Source organism: Cryobacterium sp. Y11 (genome assembly GCF_002929535.1).
GTDB lineage: Bacteria > Actinomycetota > Actinomycetes > Actinomycetales > Microbacteriaceae > Cryobacterium.
On the sequence record NZ_PJJO01000056.1, the window covers coordinates 197,441 to 213,595 of the forward strand.

A 16,155-nucleotide genomic window follows, 5' to 3' on the forward strand; every position below is an offset into this window, starting at 1 on the left:
AAACCCAGCTCGACCGTGTTTACATTAGTCAAAGGGTTAACGTAATAAACTCTGGAGGAGGATAATTATGTCCCAGATCGCCACCGAAAATAGTGCCGTAGACAACGGTGCTGTAAACAAGCAGAACGCCCCCCACCAGCTCACCGCAGCCGACCGCTGCGACGCGTGCGGCGCCCAGGCTTATATTCGCGTCGTCGTGAAGAATAGCGAATTGCTGTTCTGTGCACACCACGGCCGCAAGCACCAAGAGAAGCTCGCGAGCATTGCCGAGAGCTGGCACGACGAGTCAAGTCGTTTGCTCGAAGACCAGCGCTCCTAGCTGGTCGTCAGACTCGGTTCACGCTGAGCTGACGTTGAACGGATGCCGCGCGCGCGGCTGGCTCAGGCCAGCCGGGTTGCGCGGTTTTCTCGTTAACGGCCACGCAGCCAGATACCTGCCCGCGACTACGCAGCCGGCAGGTGTCTGGTTGACTGCTATTCCGCCGACTGCCCCAGCCGCACCGCAACCTGGTTACGTACGGTTTGCGCGGTGTCATCCACGGAAGTGGCCATGGCGCCGCGAGAGTAGCTCAGCCCGGAGCGGCGGAAGGCCGCCTCGAGCAAATAATCGGCCAGCCCGGGGTTTCGGGCCAGAACCGGACCATGCAGGTGGGTGCAAAAGACCTCACCCATGGTCAGTCCCTCAATCTGAGGTCCGCTGGCGGGAGCATCTCCGTTTCCAGTCCCGTAGACCACGCGGCCGAGCGGGCTGGCTTCGGCGCCGACATAGTCGCGGGCATGATTCTCGAACCCGATCAGTCGCCCATATTTCGAGGACACGATGATGTCGTCGGTGGCCCGACTGACGCGAGGCACCGCGTGACCGGCGACGAGCCCGAGGCCCTCGATCACCGCTCCGTCGGCAAGGTCGATCCCCCAGCTGAGCAGTTCCCAGCCGGTTCCGACGGCGAGAATGGGCACGCCCGAATTTGACCAGATTCGTAGCTCTTCCACCAGGGTACGCAGGGCGTCCCTCGCCGGGAGCAGCGCAGCATCCGTTCCCGATCCGATCGATACGGCGTCAACGTGTTCCGGCAGATCGGCCCTGGTCGAGACGTCAACTACCTGCGCCGCGCGGCCGGCCCACCGGGCACGTTGCGCGAGCACACGCGCATTGCCAGCATCGCCGTTGGTATCAAGGAGGTGGGGCAGCAGCGAGACGACCGTGAACGGCCGCTCAATCGACGTAGCGGTCATACCGATTCCTCAGCGTTCGAGACCAGGCCGAGGTGGGCGCGCGTGCGCCGCATTCCGTCGGCCGAGAAGATGATGGTTTTCACCCCGGAAGCGGGATCGGGCAGCGCCAGGAAGGCGTCGAGCGCCGTCGGAACGTCGGGTTCGATGCGGTCGACCCGCACGTTGTCGTACGCCAGCTGGAGCGCGATATCGTGAGCTTTGAGCCCGGAGGCGATGAGCACGTGCCCGAGTCCGGAAGTATCGACCGGCCAGAAATACGACGGGTCACGAACGTCGGAACCGATGATCACAATGATCTGCTCCGTGCCGGCTTCGAGGCTGTTCACATTGAGTTGAAAGCTCGACGGATTCTGCACGAGCACGAACTCGATGATCTTGCCGCCCACCGTGACGACCTCACCCCGACCAAAGACAGCCGGCATGGCCGATAGAGCGGCACAAGCAACGGCCGGGTCGAAGCTCTCCCCCAGTGTTGCCTCGGCGGCGCCGAGGGCGGTAAGAGCGTCAACGGCGTAGTGGATGCCGCGGGCCGGCAGTGTAACGCCGTGACGGCCACTAGAAGGGAATTCCACTTCGGCAGTGCGCCCAGCCATACCGGTGAGTTGGAGTCCCATTCCACTGGGCAAGCGCGCGGTGGCGGTGTCGGCATAGCCGAGCCCGCGCGGGTACTGGGCCAGAACGTCGGCGGTGACGCCGTAGCGAGACACCCGCACGCTCGATCCGAGCGTGTGTGCAAGGTCGGCGAGGTAGCGATCGTCGGCGTTGAGCACGACGGTTTCGGTGGCACGCGCCGCGATCTTGGCGAGCAGACCGGCAACCATTTCGGAGTCGTGGAACCGGTCGATCTGGTCGACCATGACGTTGGTCAGGGCGACAACGCGCGGTGTCAGTGACCCGGCGATGAAGGCTCCGTGACCCTCGTCCATTTCGAGAACGGCGACGTCACCGGCAATGTACCCGGTCAGACTGACCCGTTCAAGCAACGCGCTGGTGAGTCCCTGGCTGATATTGGCTGTCGACTGGTTGGTGAAGACGGTCAAACCGTGTGCGCGCAGAACGGCCACCAGCATTTTCGTCGTCGTCGACTTGCCGCTCGAACCGGTCACGATGACCAGACCGAGCGGAAAGCCGTTGAGAGTGTCGGCCAAAAAGCGAGGCGCGATGCGATTGACGACGACACCAGGGATGGCCGAGCCACCACCCGGCTTGCGCCAGCGGGCCAGAACCCGAACTGCTCGACCGATCAGAATGGCCGGAGCATACTTAACGGACTTCACGAGAGCGGTGTCTCAAGCCGTGCCTGCTGTGACAACGTCACTGCCATCGTTATGCTCTACTCGAGGTAGTCGCGTAGGGACTGCGACCGGGACGGGTGGCGCAGCTTGGCCATCGTCTTGGACTCGATCTGGCGAATGCGCTCACGCGTCACGCCGAAGGTGTCGCCGATCTGGTCCAGCGTCTTGGGCATGCCGTCGCCCAGGCCGAAACGCATGCGGATCACGCCCGCTTCGCGCTCGGAGAGCGAGTCGAGCAGGCTCTCGAGCTGCTTCTGCAGCATGGTGAAGCCAACGGCATCCGCTGGTACGACGGCCTCGGTGTCTTCGATGAGGTCACCGAATTCGCTGTCGCCGTCTTCACCGAGCGGGGTGTGCAGGGAGATCGGCTCACGGCCATACTTCTGCACTTCGACGACTTTTTCGGGCGTCATATCGAGTTCGCGGCTGAGCTCTTCTGGTGTGGGTTCGCGGCCGAGATCTTGCAGCATCTGTCGCTGTACCCGGGCGAGTTTGTTGATGACCTCGACCATGTGCACCGGAATACGGATGGTGCGTGCTTGGTCGGCCATGGCGCGGGTGATTGCCTGGCGAATCCACCAGGTGGCGTAGGTACTGAACTTGAAGCCCTTGGTGTAGTCGAACTTTTCGACGGCACGGATGAGTCCCAGGTTGCCTTCTTGAATCAGGTCGAGAAACTGCATGCCGCGCCCGGTGTAGCGCTTGGCGAGCGAGACGACCAGGCGAAGGTTGGCGCCGAGCAGGTGGCTCTTCGCTCGTGCACCATCCTTAGCCACCCACTGCAGTTCGCGACCGAGGGCGTTCTTTTTCTCGACATCGGTCATGACCGACAGCTTGTCTTCGGCGAAAAGCCCGGCTTCAATGCGCATGGCCAGTTCGACCTCTTCGGCCGCATTGAGCAGGGCAACCTTACCGATCTGCTTCAGGTAGTCCTTGACGGGGTCGGCCGTTGCGCCGGTGATGGCGCTGGAGTAGACCGGTACCTCATCGTCGTCGTCGACGAGCGACAGCACGAGAGCACCGCTGGGCAGCGGCTCCGTCGAAACTGTGCGCTTGGCGCCTTCGTCGTCCGAGTCGTCTTCCTCGTCGGCGGGGCCGGAGTCGACATCGGCCTCGTCGTCTTTCTTGACGACCTTGGCCTTGGTCACACGCTTCTTCGGGGCTGGCTTGTCAGCTGCAGCACTCGCGGCCGCGGACTTCTTCGTCGCGGCGGCTCCCGCTGCTGCCTTGGTGGCGGCCTTCTTGACTGCTGGAGTTTCTGGCGCTGTGACGGTCTCGTCGGTCGCCTCGGTCTTAACTGTGGTTGCCATTGGAGCACCTCTCATGCGGAGTCGTACCTGCGTCTGTGCAACCAGTGGCGGTGCCAGATGCGTTTTTGGGCAGAACTTGGACCCATGTCAAGCCCGGGGATGCCCATATCAACACGGTAAGTACCACACGGTGTAGAGATGCCCCAGACCAGAACGGGTCCTAGAAATAATTATTGCACGGTTTGTCTGGACGACAAGCCACGCCACGCACTACTATCTTTCGTTACGCCGTTTCCAAGCGCGTGATAGTGCAACCCAGACCGGTGCCACTTCTATTCCCTCTTCGTGGGAGAGCTGGCGCCGGGTGCGCCGCCGAGCGTGCAACAGAAAACCGACGCCGGTACCGATCACCAGGTATTGCACCGAGAACGCCACTCGGAAGGCGTCCAGCGCATATAGGTCGCTCGCTGCTCCCCCGGCGACGCGCCATCCGTTCTGCAGGTCGAGCAGTAGCCCGACCAGGAACATCATGACGAAACTCGCGGTGAACCCACCAACATTGACCACGCCGTTGGCTGAACCGAGACTGCGCTGCGGGTTGAAGGTGCGCGCATAGTCGAAGCCGATCAACGCACCAGGACCGCCAATGCCCAGCACGACGAGAAGCAGCACAATGGTCCAGAGCGGCGGAACCCCCGGCCAGAGCAGCACGAGCGCCCAGGCCGCGGCGATGCCAGCGACAATTCCGAGCACAATGTTGCTGCGGCGCAGGGGGTAACGTGCCGAGAGCAGGCCCAGGATCGGGCCGAAGACCAGCCCCGCGGCGACCAGAACGGTCAGCATGGCCGCGGCGAAGGCCGGCTCGTAGCCCAGACCAAAGACCATGAACGGATAGCCCCAGAGCAGGCTGAACACTGTGCCGGCCGATTGGCTCACATAGTGCGACCAGAAGCCGAGTTGGGTGCCGGGGCGTTTGAAACTGTGCCGAAGCTGGGTCAGGGCGATGGTAAGGCTGTTGGCCCGCACCTGCTCCGTCATATCATCCGGTCGGTCTTGCACAAAGATGATGATCACAATCAATGCGATGACGGCGACGGAGGCCGCCGAGAGAAAGGCCGGCGTCCAGCCGCTCGCGTGCAGCAACCAGGCCAGCGGCACCGCGGAGAGCACCTGCCCGAGTTGACCGATATTGCCCATCCACTGCGACAGTAGGGGAACGTTGCGACCGGTGAACCATGAGCTGATCAGCCGGATCATGGAAATGAAAATGGTCGCGTCGCCGGCCCCGACCAAGATACGGCCGACGACGGCGAGCGTGATGTCCGGAACGAGAGCGAGCGTGATTTGCCCGATCACCATGAGCGCGGTGCCGGTGATCATGAGCACGCGCGGACCGAATCGGTCGATCAACACGCCGACCGGAATCTGCGCACCGGCATAAACAATGAGCTGCACGACGGCGAGGCTCGAGAGCACCGCGGCAGACCCGCCGAATCGCTCCGTGGCGGCAACCCCCGCGATTCCCATCGAGGTGCGCTGCAGCACGGCGGACAGGTACGCGAACGACCCGATGACAAAGATCAGGGTGGATCGACGAGAGTTCACTCGTCTAAACCTACCGCGCTTGAGTGTGTGTTGATTCGGCCTGGCAACGGTTGTTAGGCCGAAGCGCCGTCGTCGCGGCTGCGGCTGCGGCGTAGGGCCAGAAAATTCTCGAGTTCGGCGGCGATCTCGTCGGCCGAGGGCAACTCGCCGTCTTCATCGGTCAGCGGCGACCGCAGCGTGCTGCCTTCCATGTAGGCATCGTAGCGCTGCTCCAGGGTGCCAACGAGCTTGGCCAGTTCGGGATTATCCCGCACCTGATCGTCGATGCGCGCGACGAATTCACGGTTAGCTCCGCGCAGGCGATCGGTGGGGAAGATCAATCCGGTTGACGCGCTCGTGCTCTCCAGAGCGCTCAGCGCCGCTGCGGGAAATTCGGTATCGCCCAGGTAGTGCGGCACCAGCAGAACGTAGCCGACCGTTGACGCGCCGCGTTCCTGCAGTCGATACTCCAGCAGGTGCAGCACGTTGGCGGCGACCTGGGTGTGCGGACGCCACACCGATCGGTTCTCGATCAGGTCGGATCGATTACCGCTGACGGTCACGCCGATCGGGCGCGTGTGCGGCACAGGCATCGGTATGGCGTGTACCCAAGTAGTCGAGGCAACCGTGAATCGATCCACTAGCTGCATCACGGCTGCGGTAAATTGCTCCCAACGAAAGTCGGGTTCGAACCCAGCCAGATAGAGGAAAGGCTGCCCGATCTCGTCATGGGCCAGGTAGAGACGCAGCGTCGGCGGCTGATAGTTGGTCAGGTGGTCTTGATCGAAGTAGATGATCGGGCGTCGTGCCCGGAAGTCGAGCAAGGCGTCAGTGTCGAACGACGCAATGACGGTGTGATCGAGCGTGGTGAGGAGATAGTCAGTAAATTGCGCGACCGCACCACCGGCATCCGCGAAGCCGGTCAAGCCAGCGACCAGGTGTAATCCCTCCGGAACGCCGTCGGCATCCGAGGTCAGTTCGTACAGCTCAGCAGGGTCTAACATCCCTTAACTCTAATCCGCAGTTCCGCATTTGGGTGGCTTCCACCGAGCGCCGAGAGCGAACACAACACGATCCTGCATGTCTGGCCGCGCTCCGCCCCTACTTCGGCGTGGCTACCATCGAAGTATGACCGTTCCTACCCTGCACCTATCCGAAGAGTCCGCTGTCAACTCCCCCGCCGAGATTCTCATCGTCGCTTCTCAACAAACGGATGACGGCGCGCGCCTCGTCGCGGACGTCACCCTAGGCGACACGCTGATCACTACAATCGCGGCTCAATTTCCGCTGCTCGGCGTGACCGGTGCGCGCGACGAGGTTGTGCGGTTGGTGGGTGGCGACGGCTCACCACGCGCGATCGCGATCATCGGGCTCGGACGGACCATCAACGCCGACGCGCTGCGGCACGCTGCCGGTTCGGTCGTGCGTCAGCTGACCGGCATAGCGTCGGTGGCTTTCGCTCTTCCGCTAGCCGATACCGATCAGGTGGAAGCCGTGCTCGAGGGCGCGGCCCTGGGCGGGTATTCGTATACCGCTTACCGCCACAGTTCCCTCGGCGCAACCAAACTGCCGGCGCCGAGCGTCGCCGTGCACACCTCGACGGCAGCGCCTGCCGCGCTCGATCGAGCCAACGCGAGCGCCGAGGCAATCCGCCTGGTGAAAGATCTGGTGAACATGCCGCCGCTCGACCTGTACCCCGCATCGCTCGCCGCTGCAGCAATTGAAGCCGCGACCGGCCTTCCGATTGCCGTGACGGTCTGGGACGAGCAGCAGCTCGCCGCGGACGGCTTCGGCGGCATCGCCGGCGTTGGCGCTGGATCAACCCGCCCGCCACGCTTGGTCAAGCTCAGCTACACACCGACAGGGGCCGACAAGCACCTTGCGCTCGTCGGCAAGGGCATCACCTTTGACACCGGCGGGCTCTCGCTCAAGCCGCCGGCATCCATGGTCGGTATGAAGTACGACATGACCGGTGCGGCTACCGTGCTCGCCGTCGTGCTCGCCGCCGCCCGGTTGGAGCTTCCCGTGCGCATCACCGCCTGGATGTGCATCGCAGAAAACATGCCGTCAGGTTCGGCCATTCGCCCCAACGACGTGCTGCGTATGCGCGGCGGACGCACGGTCGAGGTACTCAATACGGATGCCGAGGGTCGCCTCGTTCTCGCCGACGGTCTCGTTGCCGCTGCCGAGGAATACCCCGACGCGATTATCGACGTCGCCACCCTGACCGGCGCCGCCGTCGTCGCCCTCGGCACGCGGTACTTCGGCACCATGGGCGATGACGCGCTGGTGCAGCGCGTGCTCTCGGCCAGCACGGCCGTCGGTGAAACGGCGTGGCCAATGCCGTTCCCGGAAGAGCTGCGCGCAACTCTCAACTCCGACGTTGCCGACATCGCCAACGCGAAGATCGGCAGTGCCGCCGGCGGCATGCTACTCGCCGGGGTGTTTCTGCGCGAATTCATCGGCGCGGATGCAACTGGAACGACGATCCCGTGGGCTCACCTGGACATCGCCGGACCGGCGCAGAACTCGGGAGCCGCATGGGGTTTCACCGCCGCCGGCCCGACCGGAGTAGCTGTACGGACACTTCTGCGACTGGCCGAGGACTTTTCACGCCCGTAGTACAGTCGTAAGGGCAAGAAAAAGCTTGTCAAAGCACGCGGCCGATCAGCACAATTCCATCGGTCGTCGTGATGGAGCGTAATGCGCGAGGGAGTAGCTGAGTGTCGGATCAGAATTTTGACATTGTCGTTCTCGGTGGTGGAAGCGGTGGATACGCAGCAGCGTTGCGTGCCGTGCAGCTGGGATTCACCGTTGGTCTGATCGAGAAGGGCAAACTCGGCGGCACTTGCCTGCACGTCGGTTGTATTCCGACCAAGGCTCTCCTGCACTCGGCCGAAGTCGCCGACGTTAGCCGCGAAGCGGCCAAGTACGGCGTCAAGACTGCGTTCGAGGGTATTGACATCGCCGCGGTCACCGCGTTCCGCGAGGGCATCGTCGCCAGCAAATACAAGGGCCTCCAGGGTCTGGTCAAGGCCCGCGGCATCACCGTGATCGAGGGCGAAGGCCATCTGGTCTCCCCCACATCCGTTCAGGTTGGCGACGACCTGATCATCGGCAAGAACGTCATCCTCGCAACCGGTTCCTACTCCCGGTCGCTGCCTGGGCTCGAGATCGGCGGCCGCGTCATCACGAGCGAGACCGCGCTCGCCCTGGATTATGTGCCCAAGAAGGTCGCCGTGCTCGGCGGCGGCGTCATCGGCGCCGAGTTCGCGAGCGTCTGGAAGTCCTTTGGCGCCGAAGTCACGATCATCGAAGCCCTGCCGCACCTCGTGCCCAACGAGGAAGAGTCCATCTCGAAGCAGCTGGAGCGTGCATTCCGCAAGCGCGGTATCGAGTATTCCCTCGGCATCCGCTTTCAGAGTGTTGCGCAGTCCGACTCTGGCGTCGTCGTCACCTTGGAAAACGGTGCAACGGTTGAGGCTGACCTGCTGCTCGTCGCCGTCGGGCGTGGCCCAGTCACCGCCGGACTCGGCTACGATGAGGTCGGCATCACCATGGATCGTGGCTTCGTCATCACCGACGAGCGTCTCGCCACGAACATCCCCGGCGTCTACGCCGTTGGCGACATCGTTCCCGGCCTGCAGCTCGCTCACCGCGGTTTCCAACAGGGAATCTTCGTCGCCGAAGAGATCGCCGGACTCAACCCGATCATCGTCGAAGACATCAACATTCCCAAGGTCACCTACTGCGATCCCGAAGTTGCGTCCGTCGGCTACAGCGAAGCCAAGGCCGGCGACAAGTTTGGCGCCGACCAGATCTCGACGTACGAGTACAACCTCGGCGGAAACGGCAAGAGCTCGATTCTCGGTACTGCCGGATCGGTCAAGCTCGTTCGGGTCAAGGATGGTCCCATCGTGGGCATCCACATGATCGGTGCGCGCGTTGGAGAGCTCATCGGTGAAGGCCAGCTCGTCGTGAACTGGGAAGCGTACCCGGAGGACATCGCTCCGTTCGTGCACGCTCACCCGACGCAGAACGAAGCCCTGGGTGAGGCATTCCTTGCTCTCGCCGGCAAGCCACTGCACGCGATGTAGTCTGCCGCCACTCTTATTCCACTTTTAGACAAACAAACGGTTTTGAAGGAGACATGCGCATGAGCGAATCCGTCAGCCTCCCGGCACTCGGAGAGAGTGTTACAGAGGGCACGGTCACCCGCTGGCTCAAAAACGTGGGCGACCGCGTGGAGGTCGACGAGCCGCTGCTCGAAGTGTCGACCGACAAGGTGGACACGGAAATCCCGTCCCCGGTCGCCGGCATTATTGAAGCCATCCTGGTGCAGGAAGACGAGACCGTTGAGGTCGGAACGCCGCTGGTTACGATCGGCGACGGAAGCGGCGCTGTTGCCGCGGCGCCGGAAGCTGCGCCAGTCGCTGCTCCGGTCGTTGAAGCAGCCGCCGTTGCTGCACCCGCGCCCGTTGCTGAAGCACCGGCCCCCGCGGCCGCACCGGTTGCTGTTGCGGCACCCGTCGCACCGGCACCGGTTGCACCGGCACCCGTCGCACCTGCACCGGTTGCACCGGCACCCGTGGCCGCACCGGCTGCGGCACCCGTCGCACCGCCCGCGACAGCTGCTCCCGTCACACGTGGCTCGCACGCCGGCACCAGCGGATACGTCACCCCGATCGTGCGCAAGCTCGCCAATGAAGCCGGCGTCGATCTGTCGACTGTCAGCGGAACGGGCGTGGGCGGACGCATCCGCAAGGAAGATATCGTGCAAGCGGCTTCGTCGGTTGGTGCAGCATCCGCTGCCCCGATCGTGGAGAACTCGCCGCTGCGCGGAACAACGCAGCCGATGTCTCGACTGCGCAAGGTCGTCGCCGAGCGCGCTGTCATCTCGATGCAGTCGTCGGCTCAGCTCACGACCGTGGTCGAGGTGGATGTCACCCGTGTGGCGATGCTGCGCGACCGCGTCAAGGTTGCCTTCAACGAGAAGACCGGCAACAAGCTGTCGTTCTTGCCGTTCTTTGCCCTGGCCGCCGCCGAGGCACTGCGTGCCATCCCGATCGTCAACGCCACGATTGACGGCGACACCATCGTCTATCCGGCGCAGGAAAACATCAGCATCGCCGTCGACACCGAACGTGGGCTGCTCACTCCCGTCGTGCGCAACGCCGGCGAACTCGACCTGGCCGGTTTCGCCGCGCAGATCGCCGACCTTGCTGCCCGCACCCGAGACAACAAGCTCAAGCCCGACGAGTTGAGCGGTGGCACCTTCACACTGACCAACACCGGTTCGCGCGGTGCGCTGTTTGACACGCCCGTGGTCTTCCTGCCGCAGAGCGCCATCCTTGGCACCGGCATTGTCTACAAGAAACCGCTCGTTGTGACCAATGACGGCCTCGACTCGATCGCGATTCGTTCGAGCGTGTATCTGGCGCTGTCGTACGACCACCGCATCATCGACGGTGCTGACGCAGCCCGCTTCCTCACCACGATGAAAGCGCGCCTCGAAGCTGGAGCGTTCGAGGGCAACCTCGGAATCTAGATCCGACCGGGTCTGACCGGGTCTGACCGGTTGTGAGTGGATCGGTCAGTAGTCGAATATTTCACGGAGACGCCAGCCGTCCTCGCCCTTGACCACAAGGACCGAGGCCGGCTGGCGTTTTTCATCCCTGGCGACGGTGCTCATCGGTGCAGTCTCCGTTGGCCCGGCATCCGTTGGCCCGGCATTCGTCGGCTCGGTAGTCGTAGGAGCGGGGTCCAATGCCACGACGGCGAGGTTGCCGGTGCGTTCCGCGAGCGTGGCCACAAACCCCGCGTAGTCCGGCAGAGCTGCCTGTGAACCGCCTTGCTGCCGCTGGCGAGCGTCGTAGCTGTCAAGCGCCAGCACGGCTGACCCGGTCTGATCTACCGAGACCAGGCACACCAGCGATGCAGCGGCCAGGCAACTCGCCCGACTGGCCAGGAGGGCGACGACCGCCGCGACCGGGTCATCCCCCGCAATGGCAGCGGCCAGGTTTGCGGATTCGGTAGCGGATACCGCAGAATCGGCCGATGTTGAACCCCTGGCACGGGCTGCGATGTCCGTCGTTGCTGCAGCATCGGATCCACCATCAGTCGCTGGTACTGGCGTACCGGCCTGCATGGTACCGGAGGCTGGATCGGAGCCTCCGTCCCGTCCGGAGAGCGGAAGCAGGGTCAGAGCGACCACGAGCACGCTCGCCCCAGAGAGACCCGCAATGAGGATCTGGCGGCGACGCCCGTGTGTTCGTTTGCGCAGCAGGTGGCCAAACGTCTGGACCGGGTGAGCGTCCAGTGCGGTGTCGAGCAGGCCGTTCACGAGGGCTCTCGGGTGCAACCGCCGGAACGGTGTTCGCACCCGAGCGGCCAGCCGGCCGGCCAACTCGCGGTGACGGGATCGCCAGTACGTCCGCACTTCGAGACTGACGTCGTCGTCGCCGTCGTCGTCCTTCACATCACCACTCGAACGGGGCTCGTCCAGCATTGGGTCCAGCGCCTTCTGGCCATTCGCCCCTTGGCCGTGCGCGCTCTGGCCGTGCGCCCCCTGACTGTTCAGCGCGGCCAAGCTTCGGCGCAGCCGCACGCTATCGACGCTCCGACCGCGCCCCGCGGACGCCGAGGTTTCCTCTTCGGTTGTGACACTCGGCTCAAACCCGCGCAGCGCTGCGGCGTCGGCCCAGTCGAAGAGTTCGTGTTCTAAGGCCGCCAGCACCGATCTCAACGGGGCGCCGCCGTTGGCATCGAGGCGGAGGCTCTTCGGGCTCACGGCGGCCTGAAACTGGCGGATGAATCCGGTGCCGCTCAGGCTGTGCGGGTCGGACTCGTCGATGGCGTCCACAGCACCTTGCAGAATGATGGTGAGTCTGGCGTAGTCGGCCTGAAGTAGCAGCATCCGCTCTCGCGGAGCATCGTTGAGCCATCGCGCCGAACCCAGGCCGGTAACGACCGGTCGCCCGGTCGCGTCGAGCAATACCGTGGCTTGGCTCAAGCCGCCGTGGGCGAAACCGGCCGAGTGCAGCGAATCCAGGGCCATTGTGATGGGGGCCAGCATAGTCACCACTTCACCCGGAGTCAGCCGGGGGTGTTCTATCAAGTAACGTGCCAGCGATCCCCCGCCAAGGCGTTCCAGCACCAGACACGTTCGCATGTCATCATGCGCTGCGAAGTCCTGCTCCTTGCCGTGATCATCACCGCCACGGTACCGGGATGAATCCGGCTGGTTTCTACCGCGCGGATACGGGTCGTGCCGCTCCCTGTCGTACGGGCTACCGCCACCGGATGCTGCCGCGTCGTAGAAGGCCGCGTCGTGCTGAGCAACGTTGTACTGAGCAACGTCGTACTGAGCGACATCGAGCAGGCGAACGAGCCGTGGCGCTGCTGCCGACGTCAGTATGGCGATGTCTCGCTCGATACCCTCCGGCGATGCGTCGGCGCGAAAGACCTTGAGGGCCACGGCCGTTCCGCCGCCGGAATATCCGAGGTAGACCTCGGATCGATCCCCACTCCCCAACATACGCACGACCCGATAGCCGGCAATTGCTGCCGGGCTCCCGACTGGCTGGGCCAACCGGCCGGTATTTGGCGATGTCAAGGTCGAACTGGGAGAGCGTGCGCCGAGTCGTTTCACGCGATCATGATCTCCCGTCTGGACGCCCTCACGCTGCGCCAGCCCCCAATCGGTGGAGAGATGTGAAACCGAGCAGCTGTGGAGGAGGAGCCGACCGCTCGTCTGGCGCGAGGCATCCGCTGCCCGGTCACGCCGTGTATGCCGATGCCGCTGCCGATGCCGCTGGTGCGCCCGCGGCCCAAGACCCCTAGACTGTGCAGATGCTCGACTTTGTCGTCGCGGGGCTAAGCGCCAACTCCGTGCCGTATGTTGAGGGCCTAGAGCTCCAACGCGCAGTCCACCGTTCCGTCGTCGCCAGAGAGCTTCCGGACACCGTTCTCCTCTTGGAGCATCTCGCCGTGTACACGGCAGGTAAACGCACCCTGCCGGAGGAACGCCCCATCGACGACACTCCGGTGATTGATGTCGACCGCGGCGGCAAAATCACCTGGCACGGACCCGGGCAACTGGTTGGCTATCCCATCCTGCACCTGGCAGAACCGATCGACGTTGTCGGTTACGTTCGCGCCCTCGAGGGCGCGCTGATCGAGGTGCTGACCGACTTCGGCATCGACGCCGTTCGGGTACCCGGACGCTCCGGCGTCTGGGTCGGATCGGCCGGACACGAAGACAAAATTGCCGCCATCGGAATTCGCGTCGCCCAGGGCGTCACCATGCACGGCTTCGCGCTCAACTGCAGCAATTCCCTCGAGCCCTACGAACACATCATCGCCTGTGGAATACGCGATGCGGGAGTGACCACGATGTCACGCGTACTGGGACGCACGATCGACCCGAGCGAACTGATCGACCCGATCACCACCGCCTTCCGTAACACGGTCGCTCTCAATCCGGCCAGCCCGTCTACCGTCACCTCGAACCCCGTCAGGACACACGCATGAGTGCAGTACCCGAAGGCCGCAAACTCCTGCGCCTGGAAATTCGTAACGCCGAAACTCCTATTGAACGCAAGCCCTCCTGGATCAAGACCGTCGCCAAGATGGGACCGGAATACCAAAAGCTCCAGAGCCTGGTCAAGAGCGAGAACTTGCACACGGTCTGCCAGGAGGCGGGTTGCCCCAACATCTTCGAATGCTGGGAGGACCGCGAGGCGACCTTCTTGATCGGCGGCTCGCAGTGCACGCGGCGCTGCGACTTCTGCCAGATCGACACCGGCAAACCCGCCGACTATGACACCGACGAACCACGCCGGGTCGGCGAATCGGTCGTATCGATGAACCTGCGCTACGCCACCGTGACCGGTGTGGCCAGGGATGACTTGCCCGATGAAGGAGCCTGGCTCTACGCCGAAACCATCCGCCAGATCCACCAGCAGAGTCCCGGTACCGGTGTTGAGATTCTGGTACCCGACTTCTCCGGCAACCCGGAGCATCTCGCGCAGGTGTTTTCGGCCAAGCCGGAGGTGTTCGCACACAATGTGGAGACTGTGCCACGCATCTTCAAACGTATCCGCCCCGCCTTTCGCTACGACCGATCGCTCGACGTGCTCACTCAGGGACGCAACGCTGGCCTGATCACCAAGTCCAATCTCATCTTGGGGATGGGCGAGGAACGCGCAGAGGTCAGCCAGGCTCTGCACGATCTCTATGACGCCGGCACCGACATCATCACTATCACGCAGTACCTGCGGCCGAGCGCCCGGCACCTGCCCGTCGCCCGCTGGGTACGCCCGGAGGAATTCGTCGAGCTCAACGAGGAAGCAAAGGAAATCGGCTTTCTCGGCGTATTGTCCGGTCCGCTGGTGCGTTCGTCCTATCGTGCCGGCCGACTGTGGGCCCAGTCCATGGTCGCTACCGGTCGCGAGATTCCGGCCGAACTACGCCAGCTTGCGGATGCCCAGCTCGGCTTTGCCCAGGCCGCGTCATGATGCGAGAGCAAATGCGAATTCGGTCACGCGGCATTGGGGTGACTAGGTAGTCTTATACCCATGGCACGCAGCAAGGAAAAGACCCCCAAAAAACCGAAACAGCCCGGCCGCTTGAAGCAAATGTGGCAGGTTTTCCAGATGACGAGACGATATGACTCGAATATCGTGTGGATTCTGGTTCTGGCCTTCCTCATCCCCGTTCTGGTCAGCCTGGCTCTGGCCCTGCTCATCCCCGGCAGCAACGTTTTCACGATGGTGCTGTGGATCGTTGCCGGCGTGCTGGCCGGAATTCTGGCGATGCTCATCATTCTGGGGCGGCGCGCCGAGAAGGCCGCCTATTCGCAGATTGAGGGTCAGCCCGGCGCCGTCGGGGCTGTGCTGCGCAGCTCGCTCAAGCGTGGGTGGGTCGGCAGTGAAATGCCGGTCGCCGTCAACGGCAAGACCCAAGATGCGGTCTACCGCGCCGTTGGGCGTGGCGGTGTCGTCCTGATCAGCGAGGGACCAAAAACACGCACTGCCCGCATGCTCGACGAGGAAAAGCGCAAGATCGTGCGCATCGGCGGCAACGTTGGCGTGACCGTCATTTCGGTCGGACCGGACGAAGACGCTGTGCCGCTACACAAGCTCGCCCGCCGGTTGACCCGGATCAAGCCAACGCTGACCAAGGCCGAGGTTCTCGCCGTCAACAATCGGTTGAATTCGATGGGTACGAAACTGCCTATTCCCAAGGGTGTTGACCCGATGAAGGCGCGCCCACAGCGCGGTTAACCGTAGACCAGACAACGCAGGGCCGGACGCGAAAGCGTCCGGCCCTGCGTTGTAGATCAGAGCTACCGACGGATGAGCGCCGTTCCGGCGATCTTGTCGTGAAAACCGCGCTGATCCGAGTCCCACACCAGCGCGGGAAAGGCGATTCCCAGCAGAAGCGAACGCACGACGGGCCGCCACAGACCAACCCAACCACCGTGAATGGAAATCAGCCGCAGGCCAACGAGGCGGTGGCCGATACTGGCCCCAATCGTCGGAATGAACACGATCTGCATGATGACGAAGATGATCAGGTTCGCGAACGGATCATAGTGAAAGAAGGTCGCCGACACCGCGATCGCGATGGCCCAGTCGATGGCAAAGCCCAGAATTCGTCGCCCAGGCCGACCGATCGAACTCGGCCCGACCTGGGGTAATCCAAGGCGTTGCCCCGGCCACGCGCTGGGCGGAACCTGGCCAAAAGTGTTCGGGCGGGAGTGGGAGTCTGACACTCGATGAGTCTAC

The 16,155-nt window shown here is 63.5% G+C and carries 14 protein-coding genes; 7 read left to right on the plus strand and 7 right to left on the minus strand.

All coding sequences use genetic code 11. The annotated features are described in order from the left end of the window. Positions 1-67: 67 nt before the first annotated feature. The gene (locus CXY75_RS10250) at positions 68-319 is read left to right on the plus strand and encodes a hypothetical protein (RefSeq protein WP_233201836.1); all 252 of its coding nucleotides are present in this window, start codon (positions 68-70) and stop codon (positions 317-319) included. A 155-nt stretch (positions 320-474) separates the two neighbouring features. Here CXY75_RS10250 and CXY75_RS10255 read toward each other — a convergent pair whose 3' ends face one another. The 5 genes from CXY75_RS10255 to CXY75_RS10275 form a co-directional block, all read right to left on the minus strand. After that, positions 475-1,236: a type 1 glutamine amidotransferase gene (locus CXY75_RS10255; RefSeq protein ID WP_104082714.1), complete on the minus strand. Its 762-nt coding sequence runs from the start codon at positions 1,234-1,236 to the stop codon at positions 475-477. After that, positions 1,233-2,513, minus strand: a complete 1,281-nt coding sequence (locus CXY75_RS10260) for a MurT ligase domain-containing protein (protein WP_104082715.1) — start codon at positions 2,511-2,513, stop codon at positions 1,233-1,235. The genes CXY75_RS10255 and CXY75_RS10260 overlap by 4 nt, the downstream gene beginning before the upstream one ends. A 56-nt stretch (positions 2,514-2,569) precedes the next feature. Further along, a complete protein-coding gene (locus tag CXY75_RS10265; RefSeq protein ID WP_369826708.1) occupies positions 2,570-3,856 on the minus strand; it encodes an RNA polymerase sigma factor in 1,287 nt (428 codons plus the stop codon). A gap of 198 nt (positions 3,857-4,054) precedes the next feature. Then, positions 4,055-5,386: a nitrate/nitrite transporter gene (locus tag CXY75_RS10270; protein WP_104082717.1), complete on the minus strand. Its 1,332-nt coding sequence runs from the start codon at positions 5,384-5,386 to the stop codon at positions 4,055-4,057. A gap of 53 nt (positions 5,387-5,439) precedes the next feature. Beyond that, positions 5,440-6,369: a proteasome assembly chaperone family protein gene (locus tag CXY75_RS10275; protein WP_104082718.1), complete on the minus strand. Its 930-nt coding sequence runs from the start codon at positions 6,367-6,369 to the stop codon at positions 5,440-5,442. Between the two features lie 124 nt (positions 6,370-6,493). On the opposite strand from CXY75_RS10275, the gene CXY75_RS10280 reads away from it, so the two are divergent. The 3 genes from CXY75_RS10280 (at position 6,494) to CXY75_RS10290 (ending at position 10,913) form a co-directional block, all read left to right on the plus strand. After that, positions 6,494-7,987, plus strand: coding sequence for a leucyl aminopeptidase (locus tag CXY75_RS10280; RefSeq protein WP_104082719.1), 1,494 nt, complete (start codon positions 6,494-6,496; stop codon positions 7,985-7,987). Positions 7,988-8,088: 101 nt separating this feature from the next. Further along, positions 8,089-9,462 (plus strand): dihydrolipoyl dehydrogenase, encoded by a 1,374-nt coding sequence (gene lpdA, locus CXY75_RS10285; protein ID WP_104082720.1) that lies wholly within the window; start codon positions 8,089-8,091, stop codon positions 9,460-9,462. 59 nt (positions 9,463-9,521) lie between these two features. Beyond that, positions 9,522-10,913: a 2-oxo acid dehydrogenase subunit E2 gene (locus CXY75_RS10290; RefSeq protein ID WP_104082803.1), complete on the plus strand. Its 1,392-nt coding sequence runs from the start codon at positions 9,522-9,524 to the stop codon at positions 10,911-10,913. Between the two features lie 45 nt (positions 10,914-10,958). Here CXY75_RS10290 and CXY75_RS10295 read toward each other — a convergent pair whose 3' ends face one another. Beyond that, on the minus strand, positions 10,959-12,980 hold the full coding sequence (locus CXY75_RS10295) for a hypothetical protein (RefSeq protein WP_146069435.1): 2,022 nt from the start codon (positions 12,978-12,980) through the stop codon (positions 10,959-10,961). 236 nt (positions 12,981-13,216) lie between these two features. Between CXY75_RS10295 and lipB the strand changes: the two genes are divergently transcribed. From lipB to CXY75_RS10310, 3 genes are read left to right on the plus strand one after another with little or no spacing between them, the layout of a single operon-like run. Continuing rightward, complete coding sequence (lipB, locus tag CXY75_RS10300) at positions 13,217-13,897, plus strand: lipoyl(octanoyl) transferase LipB (protein WP_104082722.1); 681 nt, start codon at positions 13,217-13,219, stop codon at positions 13,895-13,897. Further along, entirely contained in the window at positions 13,894-14,883 is a 990-nt protein-coding gene (gene lipA / locus CXY75_RS10305; protein ID WP_104082723.1) for a lipoyl synthase, read from the plus strand. Before lipB ends, lipA begins: the two co-directional genes overlap by 4 nt. A 60-nt stretch (positions 14,884-14,943) precedes the next feature. Next, entirely contained in the window at positions 14,944-15,651 is a 708-nt protein-coding gene (locus tag CXY75_RS10310; protein WP_104082724.1) for a DUF4191 domain-containing protein, read from the plus strand. A gap of 62 nt (positions 15,652-15,713) precedes the next feature. Here the strand turns inward: CXY75_RS10310 and CXY75_RS10315 are convergent, their stop codons facing one another. Continuing rightward, positions 15,714-16,142, minus strand: a complete 429-nt coding sequence (locus CXY75_RS10315) for an RDD family protein (protein ID WP_104082725.1) — start codon at positions 16,140-16,142, stop codon at positions 15,714-15,716. Positions 16,143-16,155 lie beyond the last annotated feature (13 nt).

Excerpts from the sequence above, each read along its gene's own strand:
- CXY75_RS10250 (WP_233201836.1), top strand. The coding sequence starts at position 68 with ATGTCCCAGATCGCCACCGAAAATAGTGCCGTAGACAACGGTGCTGTA.
- CXY75_RS10255 (WP_104082714.1), bottom strand. The coding sequence starts at position 1,236 with ATGACCGCTACGTCGATTGAGCGGCCGTTCACGGTCGTCTCGCTGCTG.
- CXY75_RS10265 (WP_369826708.1), bottom strand. The coding sequence starts at position 3,856 with ATGAGAGGTGCTCCAATGGCAACCACAGTTAAGACCGAGGCGACCGAC.
- CXY75_RS10275 (WP_104082718.1), bottom strand. The coding sequence starts at position 6,369 with ATGTTAGACCCTGCTGAGCTGTACGAACTGACCTCGGATGCCGACGGC.
- CXY75_RS10280 (WP_104082719.1), top strand. The coding sequence starts at position 6,494 with ATGACCGTTCCTACCCTGCACCTATCCGAAGAGTCCGCTGTCAACTCC.
- CXY75_RS10290 (WP_104082803.1), top strand. The coding sequence starts at position 9,522 with ATGAGCGAATCCGTCAGCCTCCCGGCACTCGGAGAGAGTGTTACAGAG.
- lipB (WP_104082722.1), top strand. The coding sequence starts at position 13,217 with ATGCTCGACTTTGTCGTCGCGGGGCTAAGCGCCAACTCCGTGCCGTAT.
- lipA (WP_104082723.1), top strand. The coding sequence starts at position 13,894 with ATGAGTGCAGTACCCGAAGGCCGCAAACTCCTGCGCCTGGAAATTCGT.
- CXY75_RS10310 (WP_104082724.1), top strand. The coding sequence starts at position 14,944 with ATGGCACGCAGCAAGGAAAAGACCCCCAAAAAACCGAAACAGCCCGGC.